The sequence below is a fragment of the Caballeronia mineralivorans PML1(12) genome (genome assembly GCF_001028175.1).
Taxonomy (GTDB): Bacteria; Pseudomonadota; Gammaproteobacteria; order Burkholderiales; family Burkholderiaceae; genus Caballeronia; species Caballeronia mineralivorans.
Genome location: NZ_AEJF01000194.1, coordinates 1 through 22,523 on the forward strand (window position 1 = coordinate 1; position 22,523 = coordinate 22,523).

General features: G+C 57.6%; 31 protein-coding genes. 24 read left to right on the forward strand and 7 right to left on the reverse strand.

Annotated elements, in window-relative coordinates:
* Positions 1–778: 778 nt before the first annotated feature.
* From EOS_RS32910 to EOS_RS43750, 3 genes are read left to right on the forward strand one after another with little or no spacing between them, the layout of a single operon-like run.
* Positions 779–1,048: a hypothetical protein gene (locus tag EOS_RS32910; protein ID WP_152693208.1), complete on the forward strand. Its 270-nt coding sequence runs from the start codon at positions 779–781 to the stop codon at positions 1,046–1,048.
* A complete protein-coding gene (locus EOS_RS43745; RefSeq protein WP_053064104.1) occupies positions 1,048–2,076 on the forward strand; it encodes a hypothetical protein in 1,029 nt (342 codons plus the stop codon). Before EOS_RS32910 ends, EOS_RS43745 begins: the two co-directional genes overlap by 1 nt.
* 2 nt (positions 2,077–2,078) lie before the next feature.
* Complete coding sequence (locus EOS_RS43750; protein WP_053064105.1) at positions 2,079–3,008, forward strand: hypothetical protein; 930 nt, start codon at positions 2,079–2,081, stop codon at positions 3,006–3,008.
* A gap of 12 nt (positions 3,009–3,020) precedes the next feature.
* On the opposite strand, the gene EOS_RS32930 is transcribed toward EOS_RS43750, so the two are convergent.
* Positions 3,021–3,224, reverse strand: a complete 204-nt coding sequence (locus tag EOS_RS32930) for a hypothetical protein (RefSeq protein ID WP_047896398.1) — start codon at positions 3,222–3,224, stop codon at positions 3,021–3,023.
* A gap of 60 nt (positions 3,225–3,284) precedes the next feature.
* On the opposite strand from EOS_RS32930, the gene EOS_RS32935 reads away from it, so the two are divergent.
* From EOS_RS32935 to EOS_RS33005, 13 genes are all read left to right on the forward strand, one after another.
* Positions 3,285–3,563, forward strand: a complete 279-nt coding sequence (locus EOS_RS32935) for a hypothetical protein (RefSeq protein ID WP_047896399.1) — start codon at positions 3,285–3,287, stop codon at positions 3,561–3,563.
* Between the two features lie 62 nt (positions 3,564–3,625).
* Entirely contained in the window at positions 3,626–4,564 is a 939-nt protein-coding gene (locus EOS_RS32940; protein ID WP_047896400.1) for a KilA-N domain-containing protein, read from the forward strand.
* A gap of 87 nt (positions 4,565–4,651) precedes the next feature.
* On the forward strand, positions 4,652–4,786 hold the full coding sequence (locus EOS_RS45785) for a ribbon-helix-helix domain-containing protein (RefSeq protein ID WP_082163598.1): 135 nt from the start codon (positions 4,652–4,654) through the stop codon (positions 4,784–4,786).
* A 69-nt stretch (positions 4,787–4,855) separates the two neighbouring features.
* Positions 4,856–5,449: a hypothetical protein gene (locus EOS_RS32945; protein ID WP_047896401.1), complete on the forward strand. Its 594-nt coding sequence runs from the start codon at positions 4,856–4,858 to the stop codon at positions 5,447–5,449.
* A gap of 520 nt (positions 5,450–5,969) precedes the next feature.
* Positions 5,970–6,371: a hypothetical protein gene (locus tag EOS_RS32950; RefSeq protein WP_047896402.1), complete on the forward strand. Its 402-nt coding sequence runs from the start codon at positions 5,970–5,972 to the stop codon at positions 6,369–6,371.
* A gap of 16 nt (positions 6,372–6,387) precedes the next feature.
* Positions 6,388–6,759, forward strand: a complete 372-nt coding sequence (locus EOS_RS32955) for a pyocin activator PrtN family protein (RefSeq protein WP_407639199.1) — start codon at positions 6,388–6,390, stop codon at positions 6,757–6,759.
* Between the two features lie 210 nt (positions 6,760–6,969).
* Positions 6,970–7,206: a hypothetical protein gene (locus EOS_RS32960; protein WP_047896403.1), complete on the forward strand. Its 237-nt coding sequence runs from the start codon at positions 6,970–6,972 to the stop codon at positions 7,204–7,206.
* Positions 7,185–7,457, forward strand: a complete 273-nt coding sequence (locus EOS_RS32965; protein WP_047896404.1) for a hypothetical protein — start codon at positions 7,185–7,187, stop codon at positions 7,455–7,457. Before EOS_RS32960 ends, EOS_RS32965 begins: the two co-directional genes overlap by 22 nt.
* 485 nt (positions 7,458–7,942) lie before the next feature.
* The gene (locus EOS_RS32975; protein ID WP_047896406.1) at positions 7,943–8,338 is read left to right on the forward strand and encodes a hypothetical protein; all 396 of its coding nucleotides are present in this window, start codon (positions 7,943–7,945) and stop codon (positions 8,336–8,338) included.
* 13 nt (positions 8,339–8,351) lie between these two features.
* Positions 8,352–9,011 (forward strand): TolB family protein, encoded by a 660-nt coding sequence (locus EOS_RS32980; RefSeq protein ID WP_047896407.1) that lies wholly within the window; start codon positions 8,352–8,354, stop codon positions 9,009–9,011.
* Positions 9,012–9,313: 302 nt separating this feature from the next.
* Complete coding sequence (locus EOS_RS32985; protein WP_152693209.1) at positions 9,314–10,153, forward strand: hypothetical protein; 840 nt, start codon at positions 9,314–9,316, stop codon at positions 10,151–10,153.
* Positions 10,154–11,556: 1,403 nt separating this feature from the next.
* Positions 11,557–12,360, forward strand: a complete 804-nt coding sequence (locus EOS_RS33000; protein WP_152693210.1) for a hypothetical protein — start codon at positions 11,557–11,559, stop codon at positions 12,358–12,360.
* A complete protein-coding gene (locus EOS_RS33005) occupies positions 12,360–12,635 on the forward strand; it encodes a hypothetical protein (protein WP_047896410.1) in 276 nt (91 codons plus the stop codon). The genes EOS_RS33000 and EOS_RS33005 overlap by 1 nt, the downstream gene beginning before the upstream one ends.
* Before the next feature lie 76 nt (positions 12,636–12,711).
* Here the strand turns inward: EOS_RS33005 and EOS_RS33010 are convergent, their stop codons facing one another.
* The gene (locus EOS_RS33010) at positions 12,712–14,532 is read right to left on the reverse strand and encodes an ApeA N-terminal domain 1-containing protein (RefSeq protein WP_152693211.1); all 1,821 of its coding nucleotides are present in this window, start codon (positions 14,530–14,532) and stop codon (positions 12,712–12,714) included.
* Here EOS_RS33010 and EOS_RS47265 point away from each other — a divergent pair.
* Both EOS_RS47265 and EOS_RS33015 read left to right on the forward strand, forming a co-directional pair.
* Complete coding sequence (locus EOS_RS47265; protein ID WP_160312556.1) at positions 14,531–14,698, forward strand: hypothetical protein; 168 nt, start codon at positions 14,531–14,533, stop codon at positions 14,696–14,698. The two genes, EOS_RS33010 and EOS_RS47265, sit on opposite strands and share 2 nt — an antisense overlap.
* Positions 14,699–14,763: 65 nt before the next feature.
* Positions 14,764–15,009, forward strand: a complete 246-nt coding sequence (locus EOS_RS33015; RefSeq protein WP_047896412.1) for a hypothetical protein — start codon at positions 14,764–14,766, stop codon at positions 15,007–15,009.
* A 201-nt stretch (positions 15,010–15,210) separates the two neighbouring features.
* On the opposite strand, the gene mauJ is transcribed toward EOS_RS33015, so the two are convergent.
* The 5 genes from mauJ to EOS_RS33040 all read right to left on the reverse strand — a co-directional run bounded on the left by mauJ (position 15,211) and on the right by EOS_RS33040 (position 19,668).
* Entirely contained in the window at positions 15,211–16,536 is a 1,326-nt protein-coding gene (mauJ, locus tag EOS_RS33020; protein WP_047896413.1) for a methylamine utilization protein MauJ, read from the reverse strand.
* A gap of 130 nt (positions 16,537–16,666) precedes the next feature.
* Positions 16,667–16,999, reverse strand: a complete 333-nt coding sequence (locus tag EOS_RS33025) for a hypothetical protein (protein WP_047896414.1) — start codon at positions 16,997–16,999, stop codon at positions 16,667–16,669.
* Positions 16,996–17,775 (reverse strand): hypothetical protein, encoded by a 780-nt coding sequence (locus tag EOS_RS43760; protein ID WP_053064108.1) that lies wholly within the window; start codon positions 17,773–17,775, stop codon positions 16,996–16,998. The genes EOS_RS33025 and EOS_RS43760 overlap by 4 nt, the downstream gene beginning before the upstream one ends.
* A gap of 141 nt (positions 17,776–17,916) precedes the next feature.
* A complete protein-coding gene (locus tag EOS_RS33035) occupies positions 17,917–18,153 on the reverse strand; it encodes a hypothetical protein (protein WP_047896415.1) in 237 nt (78 codons plus the stop codon).
* 42 nt (positions 18,154–18,195) lie between these two features.
* Positions 18,196–19,668 carry a hypothetical protein gene (locus EOS_RS33040; RefSeq protein ID WP_152693212.1) on the reverse strand — a complete coding sequence of 491 codons (1,473 nt, stop codon included), beginning with the start codon at positions 19,666–19,668 and terminating at the stop codon, positions 18,196–18,198.
* Positions 19,669–20,119: 451 nt separating this feature from the next.
* On the opposite strand from EOS_RS33040, the gene EOS_RS47270 reads away from it, so the two are divergent.
* From EOS_RS47270 to EOS_RS33070, 6 genes are all read left to right on the forward strand, one after another.
* Positions 20,120–20,323, forward strand: a complete 204-nt coding sequence (locus EOS_RS47270) for a helix-turn-helix transcriptional regulator (protein ID WP_047896417.1) — start codon at positions 20,120–20,122, stop codon at positions 20,321–20,323.
* A gap of 140 nt (positions 20,324–20,463) precedes the next feature.
* Positions 20,464–20,970 carry a hypothetical protein gene (locus tag EOS_RS33050; protein ID WP_047896418.1) on the forward strand — a complete coding sequence of 169 codons (507 nt, stop codon included), beginning with the start codon at positions 20,464–20,466 and terminating at the stop codon, positions 20,968–20,970.
* On the forward strand, positions 20,967–21,158 hold the full coding sequence (locus tag EOS_RS33055) for a hypothetical protein (RefSeq protein ID WP_047896419.1): 192 nt from the start codon (positions 20,967–20,969) through the stop codon (positions 21,156–21,158). The genes EOS_RS33050 and EOS_RS33055 overlap by 4 nt, the downstream gene beginning before the upstream one ends.
* 35 nt (positions 21,159–21,193) lie before the next feature.
* A complete protein-coding gene (locus tag EOS_RS33060; protein ID WP_047896420.1) occupies positions 21,194–21,478 on the forward strand; it encodes a holo-ACP synthase in 285 nt (94 codons plus the stop codon).
* Between the two features lie 125 nt (positions 21,479–21,603).
* Positions 21,604–22,044, forward strand: coding sequence for a hypothetical protein (locus EOS_RS33065; protein WP_152693213.1), 441 nt, complete (start codon positions 21,604–21,606; stop codon positions 22,042–22,044).
* A gap of 60 nt (positions 22,045–22,104) precedes the next feature.
* A complete protein-coding gene (locus tag EOS_RS33070) occupies positions 22,105–22,473 on the forward strand; it encodes a hypothetical protein (protein ID WP_047896422.1) in 369 nt (122 codons plus the stop codon).
* The last annotated feature ends 50 nt before the right edge of the window (positions 22,474–22,523 follow it).

The following is a 22,523-nucleotide window of genomic DNA, read 5'->3' on the forward strand; positions in this document are numbered from 1 at the left end:
AGCCGCCGCCTGCTGGCTGCTCAGAATCGTCCCGGCGAGCCTGGCATAGGCGGCGACATACATCCGCGTGCCGATCGTGCTGGCGACCGGTCCTAGGAGCGCGGTAGTTCGCGCGCAGCGGTGAGAAGTCAAAGAAGTGGGTCATGTGGTCGAGACTCTGTCTAAAGAAATTCCGGCCACTTTATGAGCGTTTCTGCGTTTCGAGAAGATGTTCAAATCTCGGCCAGATACGTTTCCGAGCATCGAAATCGATCACTCCCTTAGCTGTAGCGCTTCAATTTATTTTGAACGACTGTCGAGCCCACGCACGAATAGGCCCCTTTTCGAGCAGATAGAGAAGTAATAAAGGATAGAAAATTTTGCGAAGAACCGCATAAACCGTATTCTGCGCGGCAAGCAGACCGTCGGTATCTCAAGGGATTCTGACTGGATCTAGGGGTGATTTCTGCTCGGCGAGCAGACTGAGAGCCTTATCTGGCGGGGGTTTCAGCCGAAATCTGTGCTAGACGAAGAGTCGGACCCACGATACATTCGCGTCCATGGCATCGCGAAAGCGGGCGCCAAAAAGACGAAAGCCCAAGGTTTCGCAGACCTTAGGCTTTCAGACCGAACCGGATCGGCGGATCGGCAGTGCATTTGACAAGTGAAAGGGACGACTTAGGGCGTCCATGACAAGTACCAGTGAATACTAGCACGCCATGTTAATTTTTGGTAGGAGTGCTACATAGGTAAATTGCCTCTGCATTGCTGTACCGCCTTCGAATATTGAAGGCGCATCGTGCAAATCAGTTCCTCTACGGCTCCGGCCGTATCAATCAAGCCTGACGCTCCGACATTGTCGGCGAGCGAACTGGCCCGGCAATCATCCGCATTTCGCGCGACCCGTACCGGCGTTCCCGGCGTGGTCCGCGTCAACAATTCCGGTTCATTCCGCGCAACGTACGTCGCCGCCGACGGCAAGCCTGCGCGGCTCGGACTGTTCGATACGATCCCTGAGGCTGTGACCGCGATCAAGGGCGCATATGCCGCCCTGGTGGAGGTCGCGTAATGGCTCGCGCTCGCAATATCAAACCAGCCTTCTTCAAGAATTACGACTTGGCCGACTTGGGTCCGCATGTTCAACTGCTGTTCGCGGGTTTGTGGTGCCTCGCCGACCGTGAAGGCCGCCTCGAAGACAAACCGCGCTTCATCAAGGCCGAAGTGTTCCCGTACTATTCCGTAGACGTAGACGGTGGATTAACGTTGCTTCACGAAAGTGGTTTTGTTAAGCGGTACAGCGTGAACGGTCGTCGCCTGATTCAGGTCGAGGGATTCAATAAACATCAGTCTCCGCATTCGACAGAAAAGCCATCCGAGTTGCCTGGCATCGAACATGCGCAGCCCGCAAACCCTCGTCAGATGGGCGTAACGGTTAGCTCACCGTTAGATAACGTGAGTTCGCGAAAGGACTTTGGTGGAAATCGCCCTGATTCACTGATTCCTGATCCACTGATTCCTGATTCTCCGATTCCCGCACACACCGTCGCTCCCGTCGAAGCGGCAGCCGTGGATAACTCGGCGCAGCAACAAACCTCTGACGCGGGAGAGAGTGAAGGGTCGAATGGTTCTCAAACGCACCTCATTCCTGAAGACCAAGCGCCTCCGCAGGTAGCCGCCAAGTCCTCCGCAAACGATGCTGCGTTTGATGCTGCATGGTCGCTGTATCCGAAGCGCTCGGGCGGTAACAACCGGGCGGACGCGCTGAAGGCATGGAATGCGCGCCTCAAGTCGGGCAAGCGGGCCGCGGACATGATTGCCGGTGTCAAACGGTACGCGACGTTCTGCATGGCGAAGGGCAACGTCGGAACCGAGTACGTGAAGCAGGCATCGACGTTTTTCGGGACGTCGCTCCACTTCGAGGAGGCGTGGACGCTGCCGACAGTCGCAGGGCCGCAGGGTGGCGGCTTTATGACTACGCAGGAGCGCAACCGCGCTATCAGCGAGGCAAACATGCGCGCATTCCTTGAGGACGATGGCGTTACGCCACTTGACTCGCTGCCGGCCCCCGCAGACCCGTACACGATCGACATGGAGTGACCATGCAAACCCAAGACAAAGCCGAATTTACCCAAGCTCTGAACCTGTGCTGCTCGACCCTGCGCCAGCCACTGCCTGAACCGAACGCGCTGAAGCTCTGGTTCAAGATGCTCGCGCCGTACTCGATTGAGCAAGTGAGGGGCGCGCTTCGCCATCATATGCAGACCGGCCGCTTTGCGCCGGTGCCTGTCGACGTGATCGGCTACATCGACAAGAGCATTGATTGCTGGGTGTCCGATAACGAGGCGTGGGCTATCGCGAAGCTGGCCTATGCGAAGCCAGGCGATCCTGGGCGCAATACGGTCGTTGTCTGCAACGAAATCGAGCAGGCGCTCGACCATGTGCGGCATTTGCTGGACGAAGGCGACAACTTCAACGCGTCACGGGCATTCCGCGATTGCTATACGCGCATCGTTGACGTGGCACGCCAGAAGCAGCAAAAACCGCGCTGGCGCGTCTCACTCGGGACCGACAATTCGCAGCACGAGACGGTTATCGGGAAAGCCGTCAACGAGGGCCGCATTGCCCTTGCGGACGGGCGGGCGGCATTCCCCCTGCTTGCTTGCCCGGGCGACAACAAGCCCATCGATCCGAAGATCGCAGCAAAGAATCATTCGAAGATCGCCGAAGTGATGGCGGTTCTGTCGAAGCCGCGCGCCGCCGCCCCTGCTCGCGACAAGGCTCCGGAAATCTCCGAGGCCGAGCAGCAGAAGGCCGAGCAGAAACGTAGGGTCGAGGAGTATCAAGCATCGGAGGCGCGAAAGCATGCGCTTGATGAGCGTGAAGCGGCGCTGGCTCTGCGTGAAGCGGCGCTGACCGCGCGTGACCCGTGGGCAGTGCTGTCGATGGTCGCTTGCAGGCCAATCGACTTCCCTGACCTAGCGGCGCGCGTCAAGGCGATCATCGGCGGCAATAGTGGGGCGCCAGCATGAGTTTGCAACCAATCAGCCCGTCACGCTTTTATCGGTGTTGCGCGGGTTGCGCGTAATCGGGATGCCGCGAATTGTTACCGTCACGGGTGCATCAATGTCGGCGGCCAGCATGGCGGCGAATGCCGCCGCCATGGCGTGCAACTGCGCGTTGGTGGGAATTTTCGCTTGTGCGTATGCGGCCAGTTCTGCTGCTGCTCGATGTCGATGCGTGTGCATGCTGTGCCCCGTGGCATTGTTTCCGTTAGAGGAATGCACACTGCGCCGACGCGAGGCCAGATGTCCACTGCGCCGTTAGAGGTCGCTCACGGTTTTCGAGGCGCGACGCGGATTTGTGCGAGTGTGATCGACGAGGATCAGAAATTCGGAGCGTCGAAGGCTCAGGAATCGCAGGTTGTATATGGAGAAACTGCGTTGATGTGCATTGTGATGCGCATGACAGATGCACACAAAGGCGGTCGTGATTGGCAGAATGGAAACCACTGCAGCGAACGATTCGCGGCAGACAACCAGCAGTCAAAAGAGGAAATCAAATCTTCGCCGGGCAGTTTTTCTTAAAGGCGATTGAAATGATTTCAAACAGTAATTCCGGTAGTAGTTTGGTGGAGCGGGGCGACCTGATGGCAGTTCTGTCTCTTAATGGTGTAGCGATTCGCAGTGATGCGCTCGGACGCTACTCGCTTAACGATTTTCACAAGGCGGCCGGCGAAGCCGACAAGGATCGTCCGAATGAGTGGCTCAAGCTGAAGAAAACGAAGGCGCTGCTCGCTGAAGTCGAAATAGAGGGAATTCCATCTATTGAGGCGAAGCAGCGAGTCGGCACGTTCGCGGTCGAGAATCTAGTCATTGCATATGCGATGTGGATCTCGGCAAGGTTCCACGCGCATGTCATCGAGACGTTCAAGCAAGCGGCAATAGCGAAGGCCAACGCTGCACGCGTCGAACCCGAGTCCGCGAAGCCAGCGCTCGAAGACAAGACGATCGCGGTTGTTTCCAGGGGCGTCATGCTGCTCGATATCCTCGCCGGTTCGAAGTCGTACGGCCTTACGAAGGAAGAGCATCGCAACGGCATCCACAAGCTGTTCCGAACGAATGGGCTCCCGACTGACATGCTGCCCGCGCCGACCGATGACGCGTTTTCTGGCGAAGGAACGGCGACGCATATGCTGCTCTGGTTTGGCCGCTGCTTGCCCGCACAGCGCTTCTTCAAGCTACTTGAGGACCACGGGATTGTCTTTCGCCACGTGCGCCCGTCAACGAAGAAGGATTGCGTAATGCGTTATTCGTGGCGATTCACGACGGCCGGTCTGCGCTTCGGATTTGACAAGGATCTTCGCAGTGGTCGCGACTATCGCCCGCTGTTCTACCCGAGTCGGTTCTTGGACCTGCTGCGCATCATTGCTCCGGACGTGCAACGCCTCGTAGACGGAGGCGAGTACAAGCCGCGCTGGCCCAGGAGTGAGAACGAGCAGCACGCACGCGAGTACCGCGCGAAGTTCGAGAAGAACAAGCCGGTCGACCAGGCGAATTCGGCGCACGAGGCATACGCCCTGCGCTGAAGGCAGGCGAGGCTCGCTCCTCAAATTCAAGGGCGAGATCCTTCTGCCTAAACGACAGAGAACCCAATATATTTAAGGAGCACCCATATGAAGCGCACGCATATTTTCTTTCCCGAGCCGATGGTCGCGCGGCTCAAGGTATTGTCTGCGAAGCAGGGCCAGTCGATGGCGGAATTGATCCGCACGGCTATCCTGGCGCTCTTCGAAAAGCACGGCGTGTAAGCAAAATCCAAGCCGAAAGATCGGCACTTTACAAAATCTCAGGACTACATCCTTTTAAGGACATGCATCATGAGTAAAACATCAACCGATTGGACCGCCGACGTCGCCGAGATGGACGCCGACATCGCCGCGCAACGCGCTGCAGGTAGCAACGTAGTGCCGTTGAAGGCGAAGGCCGGCAAGCGCCCCACGCGACGCCCGGTGACGCGTGTTTGGGATGAAGCCGAGGTCGCGAAGCGTGCGCTGGACCTGTATGCGCTGGAGCGGACCGCGGTGGTCGCATACGACCGCGCGATCGAACGCGCCGAGCAGTTCAAAGAGAGTCGCGGCCTTGAGCGCGTCGACCATAAAGACCCGGACTTCCGCCGCTTCACTGCCAAGACGTGGGATGCCCATCTGAGTGCGAAGGCGGAAGTGAAGCTCTCGAAGGATCGGCTGACGACCGCATGCAGGAATTGTCTCGGCGGCGGCGCTCCAGTGAGGACCGCGAGCTCCTACTCGAAAGCGGATATCGCCAATGTGACCACGCTCCACGAGAAGATCGTGGCCGGGACTATCAGCATGCAAGACGCGCTCGCCGTGAAGTTCGAGAACGGGAGCCCGATGATTACCAGGGAGGTTTTCCTCGATATCTCGCGCGACGAAACGTACATTCCGTTCTGAACGCCACGACGCTCGCTCCGATCGTCGCCGAGCATGGGTTTGCCCATCCCATCCCGTCGCATCGGTCGGATTGGTGCATTGAGCTTCTAGCGCGGTGCATCGAAGGCCGGCGCCCTGGACAAAAAATCGTTTGGTGAGTCTGCTCCAAAAGCAGACGATTGTGCAGCAATGATTTGCGGGAATCCACGGGCAAAATTCTGCGTGTTAAGAAGATTTAATTCAATAAAATCAAATAGATATATTGATAAAACGGTTGCGCGAGATGTCTGCGCACGGTATTGTTTAGTCGTCGCTGAGACAAAGGCGACTCGGGCTTGGAACCCCGAAAACGTGGGCGGAAAGCTCCCGTCTTAGGGGGTTCCGTAAAATGCTTTGGCGCGTTCTCTATGAGCGGGGTCATGGCAGGGACGGTTTCGACCGTGCCGGTTCCTACGTTCCGGTGTTCCAAGCCTGCCATGTTTCCCCGCTCACCCGATTGGAACCGGGCCTGCGGGGTTTATACCTAACGTAGGAGTCCTCCATGAACGTCATCTCAATTCGTCTCGATCAAACTTCAATCGTTCAACACGTCTTGCTCGGAAGTACGGACCGCACGTTGTACACCGCCATAGAGGCGCTGGAGCTGCAGGCGATCTTGTTCGCCCGGATTGCGCCACTCCTCGCAACGGGCGATAACATCGCGGACCTTGTGCGGTTCGGGTGCGAAGCTACCCACGAGGCGGTTATCGATTGCCGCGAGCACGCTAACGAGGGGGGCGCCCTAGGAATCTTTGATTGCATTGGGCACGTTATCAGCGGGCATCGTGCGGCGAAAAACTTGCTTTCGGCCATCGTGGAGCTTGGTGATGATGAAGTGGGAAAGCTGGCTCAACTCGGCGTCAACCTCGCGACGGCGGTCATGAGTGATCTCGGCTGCGAGTGAGGCTCCGCGTATCTTGATGGCGCTCGCGGAGTACCGCGCGCTCCGCTTGAATAATCGGGGTGGTTTGTCCTCGACTGGCAAGCCGCCAGCCGTCGCCGGAAAGGACCATCGAATGAAGACAGTTTTCTTGTTAATGGCGATGTACGACGCCCAAGTCATTATCCCGATCGAAGTCGTATGCGCCGATTTCTTTGCGCCGCTGACACTGCCGAACCTCATGCGCAAGATTTCGGCCGGCGATATTGCTCTGCCGCTCATCCGTATGGAGCCCGCATCACAAAAGACTGCGAAGGGTGTGCATATCCAGGACTTCGCGAACTTCATCGACGCGCGGCGCGCCGCCGCAGTGAAAGAATGCGAACAGCTTTGCGGAGTTCGGTTGACGTAATCAAGATGCCCAACGAACAGGACATGCAGGACCTTTCCACTAAATGAACAAACCCATGAGGCCGATTTTTTTTGATCTCCAGACTGCGGCAGACATGACATCGCTGTCAACCAGGGGCCTTCAGGCGCTCGTACGAGCGGGAGACATCCCGAAGCCGCGCCCGGGATTCCGCGCCCACCCCGTGCGCTGGCCGCGTTCAGGGAGCCAGGGATGAACGTCGACGACCTCATGCGGAAGGCGTTCGCCCCCGCCCGCGATCCGCGCAGCACCGAATACAAGGCCGGCGTGCGCGCGCTTCTGGCGCTCCGCATCAACGGCGTCAAGTTGGTGCAGCCGTACGAGATGGGCACAGTACAGGCCGATGCGTTCTATGCTGGCATCGACGAAGGTCACCATATCTGGCGCGCGCTGCGGGAGATGGAAAGATGCGCCCGAGCCTCTTCGTAAAACTGGTCGACGTCACCAATGAGGTCGTGCACTGTACGCGCAACCCGATCGAACGCCGCGCCTCGACCAGTCTGCTATTCGACGTGCTGATGGCTCTACTGGCCGACACAGGGCTGACGCTCGGCGACGTTCGCGCGATGGCCCTGCGTGAAGCTCCGGGCGTGCGTGCGGTCCAGATCCACGCATCCGCCGCCGCTTATGAGGCCGTGCGCCGCCTTTCGACTCGCCTGTTGCTGGAAGATGCTGCGTGAGCACGCTCGCCATCGGCGTCGCCGTGGCCGTCCTGATCGTGGTGCGCGCCCGCATCAAGCGCAGAAGGCTCGCCCAGTCGGTCGACGCAGCATTCCGCTACAGGGGGCGCCCGTGATCACGCTCAAGCTGCGCGCCGGCGACGCGAACGACCCGACTGTGCCGGAGTTGCTGAATAGCATGCACCCGGCTTCCGCAAGCATCCGCAGCGATAGCCATGCCCCGCGCCGTGAAGGAGAGAGTTCGGGAGCTTGAGAGCGCCAAAATATCGACAGCGGTGCTACTTCACGCGTTTGCCGACTCCATCGCGCAATACCTGGCGAACACGACAGGAGGCCGGGTGGATATCGCGATGCACAGTCTGATCACTATTTCGAGACTTCCGACTGGAAACTCTTCCCAAAGGGATAAGCTTTGAAACTGCGAGGCACGCTATGATGCGCGTCGATAAAAACAAGATGTTTCGTTTCTAAACCGGGGAAAACGCATGAAAAAACTGATCATCGCCGCAACGCTCGGCGTACTGTTTTCCAGCGCGGCGAGCGCGGACGACGTGAAGCTAATCGAAGATAACGTCGGAATCGCCAAAATCCTGCATTCCATCCCGGCGATCAAGGGCGATCTTGGCAATCGGCTGGCTGGCGCTGGCTTGACCGTGACCGGCATTATGGTGCGCAAGATCTCGCGTGACGACGTGGCTGAAGACCCGCTGCACGTGACGTTGGGCGATTTGGAATACACGATTTACACCACCGGGGAAGCAGAGAATCCTCCCTGCGCGGTCCTCGGGACGCCGGAACTCATCAAGCGAGGCCGTCGCGCTATTCCTGAAACGCGCACCGCTGCATGGCTGCTTACGGGCACGTGCGATTTGCCAGATTGAGCAGGAGCACACCATGAAACGGGCCATTTTCGCCGCCGTACTGGCCCTCGCCGCCGTCGCCGCGCACGCTCAATCCGTCGTTGTCCAGTACGGAAACCTCGTCTACTTGCAGGCCTCGGGCGCGACCGAAGTGCTCACGGAGTCGGGTGCCGACGGGAATCCGGTGATCTCTCCGGACGGGAGCCTGATCGCCTTCACGCGTCTGCACCCTGGAGAGCAGGAGGACTCGGAGGATGCCGGGAGTGGCTTTCTGCGCGACGTGTACGTGATGCGCCTCTCAGACCGCGCGGTGAAGAAGATCGTTTCTGCCGCGCACTCGGAAAAGCCGGAGGGCGAACTCTCTGGAATCAACTCGCTTGCGTTCTCTCGGGACGGATCGAAGCTCTACTTCAACACGTCCGCATGGGCTACGTCAGAAGCGATTCATGCTGTTTCGGTTCAGGGCGGCCGCGAAAGGTTTGTTACCAATGGAAACGGCGTAGCGGTCGTCAGGCGCGGCAAATATGCGGGTTGCCTGGTGACGAAGCAGCATCGGTACATGGCTGGGCACGGCTCATGGAATCCGTACATCCTGCTGACGCCCGAGGGCAAGGAAATCAAAGCACTTGGCGAATTTGGTGACGATGCTCGCGCCGACAGCGCTGCCCTTCGAAACGTCGAGGCTCAGCAATAATTGTCGGCTACGCCGAGATTTTCGACATTCAGGTGTGCGCCGGGCTTTCGCATCCATCCGTGGCGGGTTAAGCGATGAGGGTGCACTGGTCGTCCTCCTGCGTTGCGGGTTTGAAAGTCGCTTTTGACCCTTCTCGGACCTTCGGGGCGTGCAGGTGCTGAAGGTCGCTTCCAACGCAAAGCAGCCGTTGAAGCCTTATGCGCAGTCATCAAGCCCCAAATCGAAGCTGGCACCTAAAGTGCGGAGATGACGATAAAATAGCAGCGTCAAGCAAGCGTGCGAACAGACCAACACTCAAAACTATGAACAAGAATTTTTTTCGTCAGGCGGCCGATATGGCCGATGAGGCCATTACCGCGCTTGCTGAATATGAGACATCTCGAAGTAGCACGGATCCCAAAATTTTCAACATAATCAGGAATATGGGCGTTATTTTCCTAGACGGCGATAAACTAGAATCTTCCGTTAAAGCTGCGATACCTCTAAAGCAGCAGCATGATTTTATTCAGGCAGTCTATACGGCGGTCCGTTTAAATTCGTTGCAGAGCGCGCCGGGAAAAAATGCAGCAACCGAGTCAGCCCTACACTTAATAAAGACAACGTGCCAATCGTTGGCAACGGCACCTGAACCTGAACCTGAGCCCAGCTCGCTCCGTACAGTGTTTTATTCTTGGCAATCACAGCTACCAAACAACACTAACCGTGGATTTATTAAGGATAGTTTAGAGCGCGCCATAAAGGATTTGAATTCATCGCTGCAATTGGAGGGCCGCGTTGGCTTGGATTCTGATACATCTAATACGCCGGGATCTCCCGACGTGATTAATACGATCCTCCAGAAAATTGATTCGACTGACATATTCGTTGCGGATGTTTCATTGATGGCCTGGAATCAGCCAAACTGCAACGTAATGTTCGAGCTTGGATATGCCATGAAGTCTTTGGGGGATAAAAAAATAATAATGCTCTTCAATGAAACTTATGGGGAAACAAAGGATCTTCCTTTCGATCTTGGATTCAAGAGGCAACTTATCTATCGCTGCGCCGAAACGGACGAGAATAAGGCTGATGCACGGCGACTGTTGGCGACGCGACTAAAAAACGCGATTGAACTCGTACTCTCACCGAGCAATGGCAGTTAGTGAGACGTGAAGCCAGGTTGGTCGTCGGCCCAGGTCGCTGGCGCGACGACGAAAGGGCGCTTGGGCTTCGTGAAGTCGGTTTGGGGGCGAAGGTGACGTTCGAATGTCTCTGTCGACGACCGGTCCAACGACTCGAAATGGCTGGACCCGGTCCGGCGTTGAACTGACGGAGTGGACCGCCATTGATCGGTCGCGTCGGGCAGAAGTCGATCCTCTACGGCCCCCAAGCTTTCTCGATAACGGAAAGTCGCGCGCCTCGTGAATAAAGAAGCGGCGGTGGTCGTAGAGTAAAAATACTGAGGGAGTCTCCCAAATATCGCGTGGTCTTGCGAAAGCGTGCCACCGACGCCCTCCACCCGGCTATTCATCGGCCGCTTGCACCGTCCATGGCTATTCCGATTTCCCGATCCACGAGTTGTAGTCCCATGCGTTGTAGTTCCATGGGGCGACTCGCTCAAGATGCGTGATTTTGGGCTTTGGCATCAGGATTGATAAGTCGCCCTCCGGTTTCACGAGTCAGGCCAGCTTGCGTTCAAGCAGGTCTTCGCGCTCCGACGGAATGAACACCCAAGGAGTGACCGGCCAGTCGACTGGTATGCACAGGTCACGGACAAGGGCGAGGCGAAGAGCAGGCCAGTTAGTGCACCAACCTGTCAGACGTTTCGAGAGCGCGTCGAGGGATTTCGAGTACGTGATCTCGCATAGGAAGACCTGCCTCTCGCGCATGTTGATGGCTACCGCATCGCAAAACCAATGCATCCCGCCTTCCGGATTTGAGCCGGGATGTAGCTGTATGCAGCACTCGGTGTTCACGAAAACGGCCCCATCTGCGCGCAAAAAACGGTTACCACGCCCTGATAGTAGTCCACGATTTTCCTATGTTCTTTTCACGAAAATTCAAGGTTTGGGCGGCGGCTGGGTATTCCGGAGCATCGTGACCGATGATTCCGGATGAACGTGACCGGCCATTCCGGTTCATCGTGACCGCCCATTCCGGGCGAACGTGACCGATTTCGGAGGGCTTCCGGAATCACTGGTCACGATGCCGGAATCATCGGTCACGATCACCGGAATACGCAGCGGCCACTCTTACAGTAGGCGCCAAGCTTAATGCTCCGGTATTCGCTGGGCCGCAGCATTACACTCTTTGGGCTAACAATTTAGCATGGCTACCGGAATGGCCGTTCGTGGCCGATCGTCGCTTGATCGCCATCGGCAACTGTGATCGGCTGTATCGTCATCGACTATCCATCGCCGAGCGCCGATCCGCGTGAGTGGTTGAATGCAACATTTTGCCACGCGGAAAGGACGGTGAACGATGGTGAACAGGATGGGGAACGATGGGGAACGCCACGCGGTTCGTGACCCTACGATGGTTCCATCGAATACATGGGGTAAGCATCATGGCAAAAGAGAGCCGCGTCAGTAATGAGGACATTGAGCGGGTGCGCCGAGAGTTTGAGGATTCGGGCCTTACCACGCAACAAGTGGCTGATTTACTTCATGTTTCCAAAACCTATGCCCACAAACTCATTACGACAAAGGGCTGGAAACGCTCCTCTGACGCGCCATTTTCGGAGAAGAACGCCTCTGCGGCTGCTGTCGGATTATTTACAGAAAATGCCCGCATTCCCGAGATCAAGACGCCGTCGCCCGATGGGGAACGCCGTCGCAATGATGCGCCTGCCACGGGATCGGCTCCGCCTTCTGCCCGTGCGCCATCCGCTCCTGCGCCGGGGACGTATCTCATTCCTGAGCCGCCCCTTGGCCTCACGGAATGGGAGTTGAGGGACTGGACCGAGGCTGAGTGCAAGAAGCTGCTGCAGGCGCAAAACGACCGTCACTCGCAAGAGTTGAGGGCGCTGCAGGCTGACTTTGCGGGCGAAATGCGCAAGCCGGGTGATGCGGCTGCTGCGCGGCGGATCAAGTCGCTGACTGAGGCGACGAAAATCCGGCAGGAGATGCAGCAAAAGGCTCTTGAGGGCTGGATTCGTATCAAGCTGCTGCAGTTGCCGGTGCTGGCTGCCGGTCGCGGCTCGGTGCGCATTGTGGTCCACCATATCCCGGGCGTGGCGATTAGCGAGGACAATTCGGACGAGGCTGTCGCGCGCCGGGCCGGTGCTGCTGCGGTCCAGATGCTTGCGATTGCCCGGCGACGGAATGCGGCTGAAGCGGCCGAGGATGTTGTCGCGCGCGAGGTTCGTTAATGTCTAAAGCCCAAGCAGCCCGAGCGCATCAGGCGTTCTACGACATGATCGACCAGCGCGACGCTGCCAAGCGTGCTCGGCGGCCCACGGTACCGGTGGGTGAGCCGGTGACTGTCCTGGTGATCGTGCCGGTGGTGTTGCCTATGTCGGAGATCCACGCGGCTGCCGATCGTTTGATGGACACGCCTGAGTATCAGGCCCATGCACGCATGCTTGATGCGATGCTCGCCGACATGCTCCTAGATCCGCTCCCGGATGTTCCCATCAAAGATTGAGCTTTTGCGTCTCGCCGCGTCAGCATCGGATGCCCGCTGCAATCTCGGGTAGTGCTTCGATTGGTGAGCAAGACAGTTACGCGGGATTTAGCATGGACTGGTTGAAAACGTATGTGCCATGAAACTCCAAGGTTTCTTCTCCACATTCGATGTACATGTGGTTGACATGCCGAACTGCATCGAGGCTCACGCCGAAGATTTGGTCCGCCGTGAACATGCCTGTACGGCGTGCTTTTTGCCAATCGCGTTGCATCTGCATGAAGTGATCGGAGAATTCGATTTCACCATTTGGACCCTCTAGAAAGCAGGCAAAAGCGGCTATCCCCTTTTGCGACGACAGTGCGCCGAACACTTGAGAAGAGACCTGGAAGAACTCCGCTGTTTTGGTCACCCGTGCAAGATGTTTCGCATTGACGTTGGTGAGGCGGCGTAGACGGCTAAAAGGATTGTTTAATCCCTTGAGGAAATCTATTTTTGACAACCCGAAGTCGACAAACGCCCAGTACGTCAGCAGCAGCTCAATCCTCCTCACAACTACGTGGATTTGCTGAAGTTCGTCGTCGTCGAGACCAATTTCGTTCCCGTGGGCGACGTTGTTGCGTACTTTTTTTATGAGTTGAAAGTCCTCATCAGAGATATTGATGATCCTGATAACGTCTACGTCGCTGGCCGCTATCGTCGCCTCGTATTTCTGAGAGAAACTCTGTCCTGGTCGGGACGAAAAAATTCGACTGACTGCGGCGAGTATGCTTGTAACGAGTGCTTTGTTAAGGCTAGGTGCGAGTTGTTCTAACGTCGCCTCCATGATACGCATTTTCCGAGACGGGGGCGCCACGACCGCTCCTTTTCGATGTCCCATGTGGTGACTGACGTAGCTATCGAGCAAAGTGACGTAGCCGAGCGCCTCGTACTCCCAAAAATCGTCGTAGCGTTGCATTCCAGCGAGGCGAGTCCAGCGAATTTTTCGATGCTCTGAGCCGAAGAAATTTTGAAGTATTGTCTGCCATTGACCATCAAGGAAGTGCTTTTGGATAAAACAGCTCAGTAGAAACCGATCATTGGAGAGGTCGCGCGGAACGGGCTTGAACGTTGGGAAATACAGTCCACAGAAATCTTGTGAGGTGGTCCGCAGGTACAATTCTAAGATTGAGATTGGATGACCAACAAGGATCGAAAAGAGACACGCAAGTTGCATTGCTTTCCCACGTGCCTCGTCGAAGGTGATAACCCCAGCCGTCGGCTGGATGCAAAAATCAACGTGTTCATGCAATATGTGATCTTCGCCTCGATGATCGAGGGTGCCGACATATTCTGTCGTGAGATTGAACTGGCGCCCCGCATCCACGAAATCTGTGTCTATGTGTTGAGGCAATCTTTCCCATGTCAGGGTGTCGCCGACCGTTCCATTTATGCTGCACCATTGCAAAAACCACTCTGATATATCGCTGTATCGAATATCCACGCGATCAAACTGAAGATCTGGTACTTCGCCCGTGATCAGATAGTCGGCGTAAATGGTGAGCCCGTATGCGACGCAACCGCATAGGGCATAGTGCTTCCCCTTATCGTCTATCGCCCGCACGACCCCAAGGGGATATTTATCTTCTGAATGTGGAATCGGACTGAGCATCGACAACTGAGCGCTTACCTGTTGGCCTCCGCCAAACGTCAGCTTCCCATTACCTAGATCTCCAAGCTCGTCGTGGCGCAGCTCGACCGCATATGTATGCTCTTCGGCAAACGTCATATTTTGACCCCTCGGTTTTGTTGGTTGGGCAATTATCAGCGGCGGATGGGTGGCACGCAATCGTCGAGGTAGCGTCGCGTCGGAGCCGCGTGAAATCGAACGGATAAACCGGTAGAAGATCACTCGATTCCACGCTATCGTGTGGCCCATGAAACCATCCACTACCTCGAACTACGCCGCCTTGGATGCTTGGCTCGCATGGCAAGCCAAGCTCGACGCGATGCCGCAACTATCGCCGGCCGAGAAGCAGCAGGCCACGGCGGTGCTGATCAGGCTGATGAAGTTGCGTGAGATGCGCCGCTCTGACGCTCGATAGCGCTGCGTAGAAGATAGGACGTTTCGGCATACCAGGATTCCGCAAATACAGCGCCGGAGGCACGCATGGCCCGCAAAATTATCGACCGCGAAGCATTGCTCAAGATCATCAACGACCACTTGGAAACCGTACACGTTTGTAGAAATCTCCATGTTTCTAGCCTTGGAGTCGACCTGCACAGAGCGAACGGCGGAAACTGGACGACTAACGGGCTCCGACTTTCTGGAGACGATCATGATCAAGTCGCATGCGGTGAAGCGATCATTGTGTTCATGCGAGACTTACAGGAACGCTACGATATTCGAGTGTAGGCTCGCCGTTCCCGGATGATCGGTACGCCGGGGGCGTTGCGGCAATGGGCCTTTGAGCGCTCTAATGGTCGATGTCGTCGACGACTCGCACCGCCTCAGCAAGCGCGAGGTAGTTAGTCGATGGCGAACCGCTGGTCTGCGCAGAGGCATTTTACTCTTCGTGGCTTGCTGGCAGCGATCGTCGTGCACCACTTGCAAAAATTAGGCGGCTCCCTGCTGTCGGAAGCGCTCGACCTGTTCCTCAATTGCCTGCTGGGGAATGGGGGGAACTATATTTACGGGTATGACGACCTCACAGTCCACGGGCTGCAAATTAGCGATCTGCAATTCTGCGATCCCATTTCCAAGTACATTGTAAAAGTATGTGGAATAGGCGCGGACGTCGGCTTCGTCAGGTCGGTTTTGTGGCGTATGGCAGAGACCGCCTTCCTCCAGTTGCGTGTGCGCTCTGCCGTGACGAAAATCCAATACAAATGGAAGGACTATTGTTAAACGCTCATTGAGAAGCACGACGCGAACTGCACCCGCACCGATCGCCTCGACGCGCATCGTCATTGCCTCTAGACCGGGGATTGGCCCGTCGGGCCAAAGACCAAGGGATACCTGATGGCCGTCAAGCTGATCAACTGTTTCCGGGACTTCCCCGGCCTCTAGCTGCGCTAGTGAGGCAGCCTCCATGAGGCCGCGCCACGGCGCCAGCCTATTTCGGTTGGCGTAGGTTTCGCGGTCGTTCTCTATCTGTAGCTCGCGTCCGACGTAGTAGCGCGCCAGCGCTTCCATGACGCAAAGATCACTCGATATACGTCGCCGGTCGGCTGGTATATCTGGATCTACGATCTCACCGTGTAGACTCGCATGCGCGACGGCACAACGTCCGCTCTCAAACAAGTGATCGCCCACATTCAAGCCACTAGCCCGAAGCTCCGCGATTCGAGCTACTGCTCTGTCGTCGGTCAGATTATCGAGATTGGCGTTGATCCATTGGCCTTTCGTTCTGCCATTGGCAAACTGCGACTCGATAACCTTGTGGAAACTCAGAAACGAATAGTTATCGTGGACATGGCGGAGGCGACTCCCTTCGCGATAAAAGCCAAGTGCCTTGCGAGCGCGTTCATCGCGAACAATCGGCATATGATTGCAATTGAAACTCTTTGCGCTCATGGTGCCGGTACTCGAATAGACGTTACGCGGATCGCCATACAGCATCGGGTGACTGCCGTAGGTATACCCACTCACGTCAACAAAGCCACATTTGTACCAGCCAAGAATTGACGTGAAACGATACACCTTCGCGAGGGCATCATCGACGTTGTCCCTGTCGCACGCGATTGTGATACCCGGGGGAGACGGCTGCTCATTTCGCTTGGAGCCCCGCAGAATAAAGTCGTCACCGTCATATGTCACCCAAACGTCGCTGGGTGGCCACGGAATCGAAGTAGCGACACCGGCCGTCAGCCAGCCGAGGCGACTCCGAAGCTTTTTATCGACTGCGTCACCAACATAATGTGGAACGTAGGGACCCGCCATAGTCACCCTCCATCCTCTGAGATAGCGCCGAGTATAGAGTGATTCTGGGAAGCCAAGCGTTTGTCGCTGACGAATTCGAACGCTTGATACTGATGCAGTTCTTCGCCGAGAAGAGGGCTGCACGCAGACGCTAGATCCGGGCGATGGCGAGTTTGTTGAGGCTGAGCGGCTTTGGCGCCTCGTGCTGCCGCCATACCGGCGATACCGGCAAACCGTCGAGCCCCAGGATCTTCGGAAACGGCCACACAACGGCTGGCCCACTGGGCCGGATGATGGCGACCCGGAGCTTGCATCCACACGAGACACGCTTGCCGTTGCGGACAAAGCGGACCGGCATGATCTTTTCTTGCCCACATTGATGGCAGTAGAACACCCAGCGCGCGCCGTTCTTTCCGTGGTTCAAGTAACGGATGGCGGTGAGCATGTTCCAACGCTTGCCGGTGTGGTCGATGGTGTTGATCATGAGGATGATTTTACCCAGCTTAGCGGCTCGGTCGCGGCGGATGCGTGCCGTGCCGCAATGGCCCGCGCGAAGGTCACCATGGCCCCCGCGTCGCCGTCGATCCCAAGCGTGTTGGCAAGCCGCGCAAGCTGCTCGACCGACAATCCTGCGAATACATCGCCCTGCGGTGCCGCGGGGGGCACGCGGCGCCTCAGATCCGTGCGGACGACACTGCCTCGCTCCGCCTGGCAACCGCAATCTGTCCGGCCGCCGTACCGGATATCTTTCGCGGTGGCGACGATGCTCGATCCGCAATCGCATGTGAACCGCCAACGGGCGCCGCGCGTCCCTCGCTCGACGTAGGCCGTCGCGGTCAACATGCCATAACGCTCGCCGGTGATGTCGAAGTAGCTCTGGCCGCGCAAGCATCCGCACGACTTCACTTTGCCCGTGGTTACCTGGGTGGCTAACAGTGGTTTGAAAGTGCCGCACGAGCACACGAATTCCCACCGCGTTTTGCCATTCTTCGAATCCTCAACCTTGCGGATGGCCGTCAAGCGACCGAATACCTTGCCGGTGATGTCGATAGCGCTGCTTCTGCGCGGTGCCGCCTGCTTTGCCAGCTCCGCCGCTTCTGGCGCAGTCTTGCGCTCTGCGCGCGGCTTGTCGCTTAGGTGCGTGGGGAGTGGGTGGCCGTGCCGCTGGTATCGCGCATACAGGGTGCTGTAGTGGATACCGGTGCGCTCGGCAATCTGTTCAAGTGTTTCGCCATCAAAGAGGAATGCTACAAATGACATGTCCGTACCATATCCGGTTAATTGATATTGATTCCACTATGCCGTAAAGGCCAACGTAAGAAAGGCCCGGTCTGACTCGGCCCAAATGCACGTGCGGATGGTTGACGGGTGATGTGATACTCGTCGATCAATCGACCACGCTTAATCGAGGCGAGCGTCGCGCGAGTAGCTGAACGTCGAGAGGCATCGCGCCCAACGGATGGCGGCCGGATCGTCCGCGGGGACCTCAATGCGGAACTGTCGGCTCTCTGTGCGCAACCAGGCGATGGTCTGCCGGTCGACCAGGCTGTCGGCGTACACGGGGATGGCGAGCGCGCGCAGCATGTCATCGGGGCTATGGTGTGCGCGACCAACGAGGACTCCGACGGGCGAATTCATGGTGATTTCCTTGGTGTACATGGCGATAGAGGTACGTTCAAGTCACGACACAGAGCGTGCGTATGCGTAGGTGCCGACCTGGATGCGATGCCAGCACGTCGTGCTCAGCCACGGGCGATAGGGCGGCGGAGCCTTGAGCGTGCGCAGGTAGGCAGCGAGATCGTGCGCAGGCTGCGCGGGCTCAGGCTTGGCGCCGCAGCCGCATGAGGTCGTGTGGCCGCGCAGGACGGCTTGAGCCGGGGCCTTGAATGTCGTGGCGCATAAGCAGCCGAACAGGACGATGCTCTTTTTGCCCATGTACTGATCGACGGCCAGCGGCATAACAGACCCGTAGAGCTTTCCGGGTTCGAAGCTGAGGCGCTTGAGTAACGGGTGGAATACCCGGCGAAGCTCTGCTGGTGCCTGCGGACGTACTGCGGGCGCAATAGCGGGCGGCGGACGAACTGCCTTGTGTGCATCGGGGAAGGGTGAGTCAGTGGCAAGCATCCTCGTCTCGATCACTGCCAGATCCTCACCACGCTCTGCCGCGATGTCTGTGAGTGCCCGGCCACGCCATGTGAGGGTGCCCACAACCGGCTCGATCGGCTTGGGCGACGCGATGGTGGCCGCGATCTCGGCGACCGGCTCCGCGTCGTCCTGATCGAACGACCGCTCATATGCGAGCGCCTGCTCGGGTGTCATCGGCGGGAGCGGCGCTCTGCGCCCGGCGCTGCGCTTCGTGCTGACGGGTTCGTCATCGAGGTCATCGCCGAACACAGACGACCAGGCGGGGCTGAGTTTGCCGCGCGGCTCACGGTCTTCAGTCTCTGCGGCCTCGCGCGCAGTGGCGATGCGCGGCGGCTTCTTGACCTTCGGTGCCTTGGGCGGCTTCGGTTCGAGCTTGGAGTTCTTCCCGCGTGCCCATTGCTCGGCAGTTCGCGGGAGCATGTCGAGCATGTCTTCGCCGCGCTCGCCGTCGATCCAGATTTGAACTAGGTCGAACTGCCGGCGCTCTGCGTGGCGACGTGCTTCGCTCGGGCCGGTAGATAAGCCGATGTCGACTGTATCGAGTTTTCCGCTCTCCAGGCGAATCACGAGGCTCGTAGGCCTCAGGCATGCCCCCCATTTGCGGGCCGGAGCGCCTTTCGAATTAAGTCCGCCATTGTTGGTTATCTCGCGCTCGCGATTCCAGCAAGACACACAAATGGTCTTGCTGCGGATCAGACGCATCCGGTTGATCAGCCGTTTATTCGTCGTCTCGTCGCGCAGGCAGCGAATACAACCCAAGCCGTTGGCGGCAGCGAACCTCAGGTGGCGGTCGGCGTTCGGATCGTTGAGGACATCCAGCTTGGTTCGCTCGACGTTCTTCTCGTGGACTTTGCAGCCTTGGCAGGAGACGGAGCGCGTGCCCCGGTTCGCATAGTTTGCGGCACACGCTGCCTGCGAAATGTCGGCCGATAGGGTTTTGCAGTGAAAAACGTACAGCGACGGGAATTCCTCGTGCTGGCGAATGACCACGTCGGCCTGAGTCATCATGAAGACCGGTAGACCACTCGCGCGCGTGACGCCCGCAATAACGTCGTTTCCATGCCGCATGGGATGCCCCACCTATCTATCTGCAATAGGTCTATAGGAAGGTCACGACCTCATGGCGAGAAGGGGCTAGATAGTGCGGTATGAAAAGGATTTTCGATGGTTCGGCGATGCCTGCCACGCCTCTTCGAATGCGAAATCGATCGTTCTACTTTGTAGCGGCGAATGTGGGCTCGAAGCCCGCCACTTTCCCCTTGATGTACCGCGTGAATCGGATGGCCCGCTGGTATGAATCGCGAGCACGCCGCCTCATTACCTGCCTGTTGATCCGTATATTTCGGTCCATGGCGAACTGATATGAACCTTCCGACGCACAAAAACTCGTGACGCCATCATTCAAATCAATAGTTCAATTTGAACTGTCCGAATCAACCCGAGCGAATGGGGGTCTCATGTGACAGACCATGTAACCGAAGGGCAGGGGGACGACCTCATTTCAGTTACGGAGGTCGCTGTGCTGCTGGCAGTTGGGCGCACGACGGTGTTCCGCCTCGCCAAAGAGCAGGGGTTCCCTAAAGCGTTCAAGCTAGGGAACAAGATCATTAAGTACAGCCGTATCGAAATGCTGGCGTGGCTCAAGTCGAAAAAGGATAGGTGACCATTTCAGAGACTGACCGCCGCCATGTAATGCGGCATATCGAAACGTAGCAGTGCGAGATTAATGAGAATCCGCATAAGACGATTGAAAACTCAACGACCAGCCTCGCCGATGGCGCTGGCCGAAAAGGAGCTAAGAAAGTGAAGACGAACTCAAATAAGGGTGCCTTTGAACACTTGCAAGCGGAACTCGCGCGGGCCGCGACGGGTGAGCCGATGGAGAAGTCGCAACGCGCAGGCGTGCCGGGGACGCAGGCCACGGAAGCGGGAGAACTCGACCAGGTCGAGCTTATCGCGCAGTTGAAGTCGACCAAGGTCGCTCGCGTCGACATGACGAAGGCACTTGCTCCTGCATTTGATAAGGCGCGTGCGCTGGTCAAGTCGCTGGAAGCGGGGTATGCAACCGATTCGGATGGCATGACTGGCGGCGATGCTCTGCGCAAGCAATCACTCCCCCGCAAAGTCTTCGTGAAGATGGAACCGGCGCCGCTGACTGGTGACCAGATCACGAAGGCCGCATCTGCTGCTCTCTCGGCCGGCGCGATTACCGGCGCTGAAGCGAACCATATCGCCACGCACGTCGCGCTGAACGGCGGCAAGCATTGCGATCCTGACCTGCTGAAGAAGATCGGGAGCCACGTTAAATGAGCGCGCGAAAAGTCCGCATGATTGTGCGCGTGCAACCGAGTGCTCAGGACGCGATGCAGATGGCCTCGAAGGGTATCGCCGCGGGCAAGCTGTCGTCCCACGATGCCCAAACCGTCGAGCGCTGCATCAACGGCAAAAAGGTTATCCCGGCTGACGTTCTCCACCGCGTAAAGCAAGGTGCCAAATGAGCAAACTACCTACCAAACGCGACCAGGAGGCCGCTATGTCGAACGTAGACCTGACGTCGAAAATCGCCGCTGCAAAGCTGGCTCTGAACACGGTTTTGCTCGAAGGCGGTGACACGTCGAAACATCGTGCGTCTCTCCGCGCGCTCGAAGGCGAGCAGCAGAAGCTCGATGCTGCCGTGGTCGCACAGGAAGCCGCACAACGGGTCGCCAAGGAAGCCGCGGCCCGGCTAATCAATGAGGACGCAGCGCGTCTGCTGGAGGCCAGGAATAACCGCATTGCAGCGATTGCAACACGTTTCGCTATTCCGTCTAACGCATAACCATTCGCATCTACTGACTCAAAGGATCAACTATGTCACATGCAATTTTCGCTCTCGCGGCTGCTCGTGCCTCCGTCGTTAGCGCTGCTGAAAATGCCGACGCTGCCCATAAGGCTCAATCGCAGTTGCTCGTTCGCAAGGCCGATGCTGAAGCCGCATCCGCTGCAGCCCTCACAGATTTCCGCGCCGGGAAGATCGACCAGGCGACGGCGTCTTTGCTCAAGGCATCCGCAGACGCGGACGTGCAGGACCTGCAGGCTCTGATCGACGGGAGCGCCACGGTTCTGACCGCGATCAATGACGAACTCGCTCAGGCTCAGGCGAAGGCGGCCCAAGCTGAAACGGCTGCTCGCAACGAGGAGCTTGCTCTCGTGGCGAAAGAGTTGGATGAGCAGATTCAGGCGCTTGAGAAGGTGTTTCTCGATGCCATTCGGGAGCGCGGTCGTATCTACGCGAAGCAGAACCCTAAATCCAGTGGCAGCATTGGCTCCGCATTCAACTTCTATCGCGCCTCCCCTGAGCTTGATGCTTTGGTGCGGCAGAACGCCATCCCCAAGGCAGCCTAACAGCACACGTAAGCCGGCCTAGTGTCGACTCGCTATCCCATAATATAAAGGATTCCTATCATGTATAAAGACTACGTCGGTGAAGCCTCAAAACGCCAACTGCTCCACCTTCGCGACTATCTCCTCAAAGAGACCCTTTCGCACGTGGAACGCCATCAAGAAGAACGCTGTGTCGGCATCGCTCCTACGGCGCTCACCGAAACGCAGATGCTCGAACTGATGGGCTACCGGATGCGTCTTCGCGACATCGAAAAGCATCCACAGTTCCCGCGCTATTCAAGCCTGCCGCCTGTTCCAGCATTCTGTGACATCGGAACTCCGCTCAGTCACGATAGGTTTGAGCGGAGCGTTTACCAGACCGCGTTCAGCAATCTCAGTGATGATGTGAATGCCGAAAGGCAGGCTGCGCGTGGCGTGCAGTCCGCATAAAGCATCGTGCGAGACGCTCGCGCGCGGCTCGTCATACATCCCAGCCATAA

Bases quoted from the DNA above. Each gene is read 5' to 3' on its own strand.
- EOS_RS33005 (WP_047896410.1), top strand. From the start codon at position 12,360: ATGTCTAAAGCCCAAGCAGCCCGAGCGCATCAGGCGTTCTACGACATG.
- mauJ (WP_047896413.1), bottom strand. From the start codon at position 16,536: ATGGCGGGTCCCTACGTTCCACATTATGTTGGTGACGCAGTCGATAAA.
- EOS_RS32930 (WP_047896398.1), bottom strand. From the start codon at position 3,224: ATGCACACGCATCGACATCGAGCAGCAGCAGAACTGGCCGCATACGCA.
- EOS_RS33025 (WP_047896414.1), bottom strand. From the start codon at position 16,999: ATGATCAACACCATCGACCACACCGGCAAGCGTTGGAACATGCTCACC.
- EOS_RS32980 (WP_047896407.1), top strand. From the start codon at position 8,352: ATGAAACGGGCCATTTTCGCCGCCGTACTGGCCCTCGCCGCCGTCGCC.
- EOS_RS33070 (WP_047896422.1), top strand. From the start codon at position 22,105: ATGTATAAAGACTACGTCGGTGAAGCCTCAAAACGCCAACTGCTCCAC.
- EOS_RS33035 (WP_047896415.1), bottom strand. From the start codon at position 18,153: ATGAATTCGCCCGTCGGAGTCCTCGTTGGTCGCGCACACCATAGCCCC.
- EOS_RS33055 (WP_047896419.1), top strand. From the start codon at position 20,967: ATGAGCGCGCGAAAAGTCCGCATGATTGTGCGCGTGCAACCGAGTGCT.
- EOS_RS47265 (WP_160312556.1), top strand. From the start codon at position 14,531: ATGAAACCATCCACTACCTCGAACTACGCCGCCTTGGATGCTTGGCTC.
- EOS_RS32985 (WP_152693209.1), top strand. From the start codon at position 9,314: ATGAACAAGAATTTTTTTCGTCAGGCGGCCGATATGGCCGATGAGGCC.
- EOS_RS32965 (WP_047896404.1), top strand. From the start codon at position 7,185: ATGCGCCCGAGCCTCTTCGTAAAACTGGTCGACGTCACCAATGAGGTC.
- EOS_RS33000 (WP_152693210.1), top strand. From the start codon at position 11,557: ATGGCAAAAGAGAGCCGCGTCAGTAATGAGGACATTGAGCGGGTGCGC.
- EOS_RS43745 (WP_053064104.1), top strand. From the start codon at position 1,048: ATGGCTCGCGCTCGCAATATCAAACCAGCCTTCTTCAAGAATTACGAC.
- EOS_RS32955 (WP_407639199.1), top strand. From the start codon at position 6,388: ATGGCGCTCGCGGAGTACCGCGCGCTCCGCTTGAATAATCGGGGTGGT.
- EOS_RS43750 (WP_053064105.1), top strand. From the start codon at position 2,079: ATGCAAACCCAAGACAAAGCCGAATTTACCCAAGCTCTGAACCTGTGC.
- EOS_RS33060 (WP_047896420.1), top strand. From the start codon at position 21,194: ATGTCGAACGTAGACCTGACGTCGAAAATCGCCGCTGCAAAGCTGGCT.
- EOS_RS32945 (WP_047896401.1), top strand. From the start codon at position 4,856: ATGAGTAAAACATCAACCGATTGGACCGCCGACGTCGCCGAGATGGAC.
- EOS_RS32950 (WP_047896402.1), top strand. From the start codon at position 5,970: ATGAACGTCATCTCAATTCGTCTCGATCAAACTTCAATCGTTCAACAC.
- EOS_RS33010 (WP_152693211.1), bottom strand. From the start codon at position 14,532: ATGGGCCACACGATAGCGTGGAATCGAGTGATCTTCTACCGGTTTATC.
- EOS_RS33015 (WP_047896412.1), top strand. From the start codon at position 14,764: ATGGCCCGCAAAATTATCGACCGCGAAGCATTGCTCAAGATCATCAAC.
- EOS_RS43760 (WP_053064108.1), bottom strand. From the start codon at position 17,775: ATGTCATTTGTAGCATTCCTCTTTGATGGCGAAACACTTGAACAGATT.
- EOS_RS45785 (WP_082163598.1), top strand. From the start codon at position 4,652: ATGAAGCGCACGCATATTTTCTTTCCCGAGCCGATGGTCGCGCGGCTC.
- EOS_RS32975 (WP_047896406.1), top strand. From the start codon at position 7,943: ATGAAAAAACTGATCATCGCCGCAACGCTCGGCGTACTGTTTTCCAGC.
- EOS_RS32940 (WP_047896400.1), top strand. From the start codon at position 3,626: ATGGCAGTTCTGTCTCTTAATGGTGTAGCGATTCGCAGTGATGCGCTC.
- EOS_RS32960 (WP_047896403.1), top strand. From the start codon at position 6,970: ATGAACGTCGACGACCTCATGCGGAAGGCGTTCGCCCCCGCCCGCGAT.
- EOS_RS32935 (WP_047896399.1), top strand. From the start codon at position 3,285: ATGTCCACTGCGCCGTTAGAGGTCGCTCACGGTTTTCGAGGCGCGACG.
- EOS_RS33040 (WP_152693212.1), bottom strand. From the start codon at position 19,668: ATGATGACTCAGGCCGACGTGGTCATTCGCCAGCACGAGGAATTCCCG.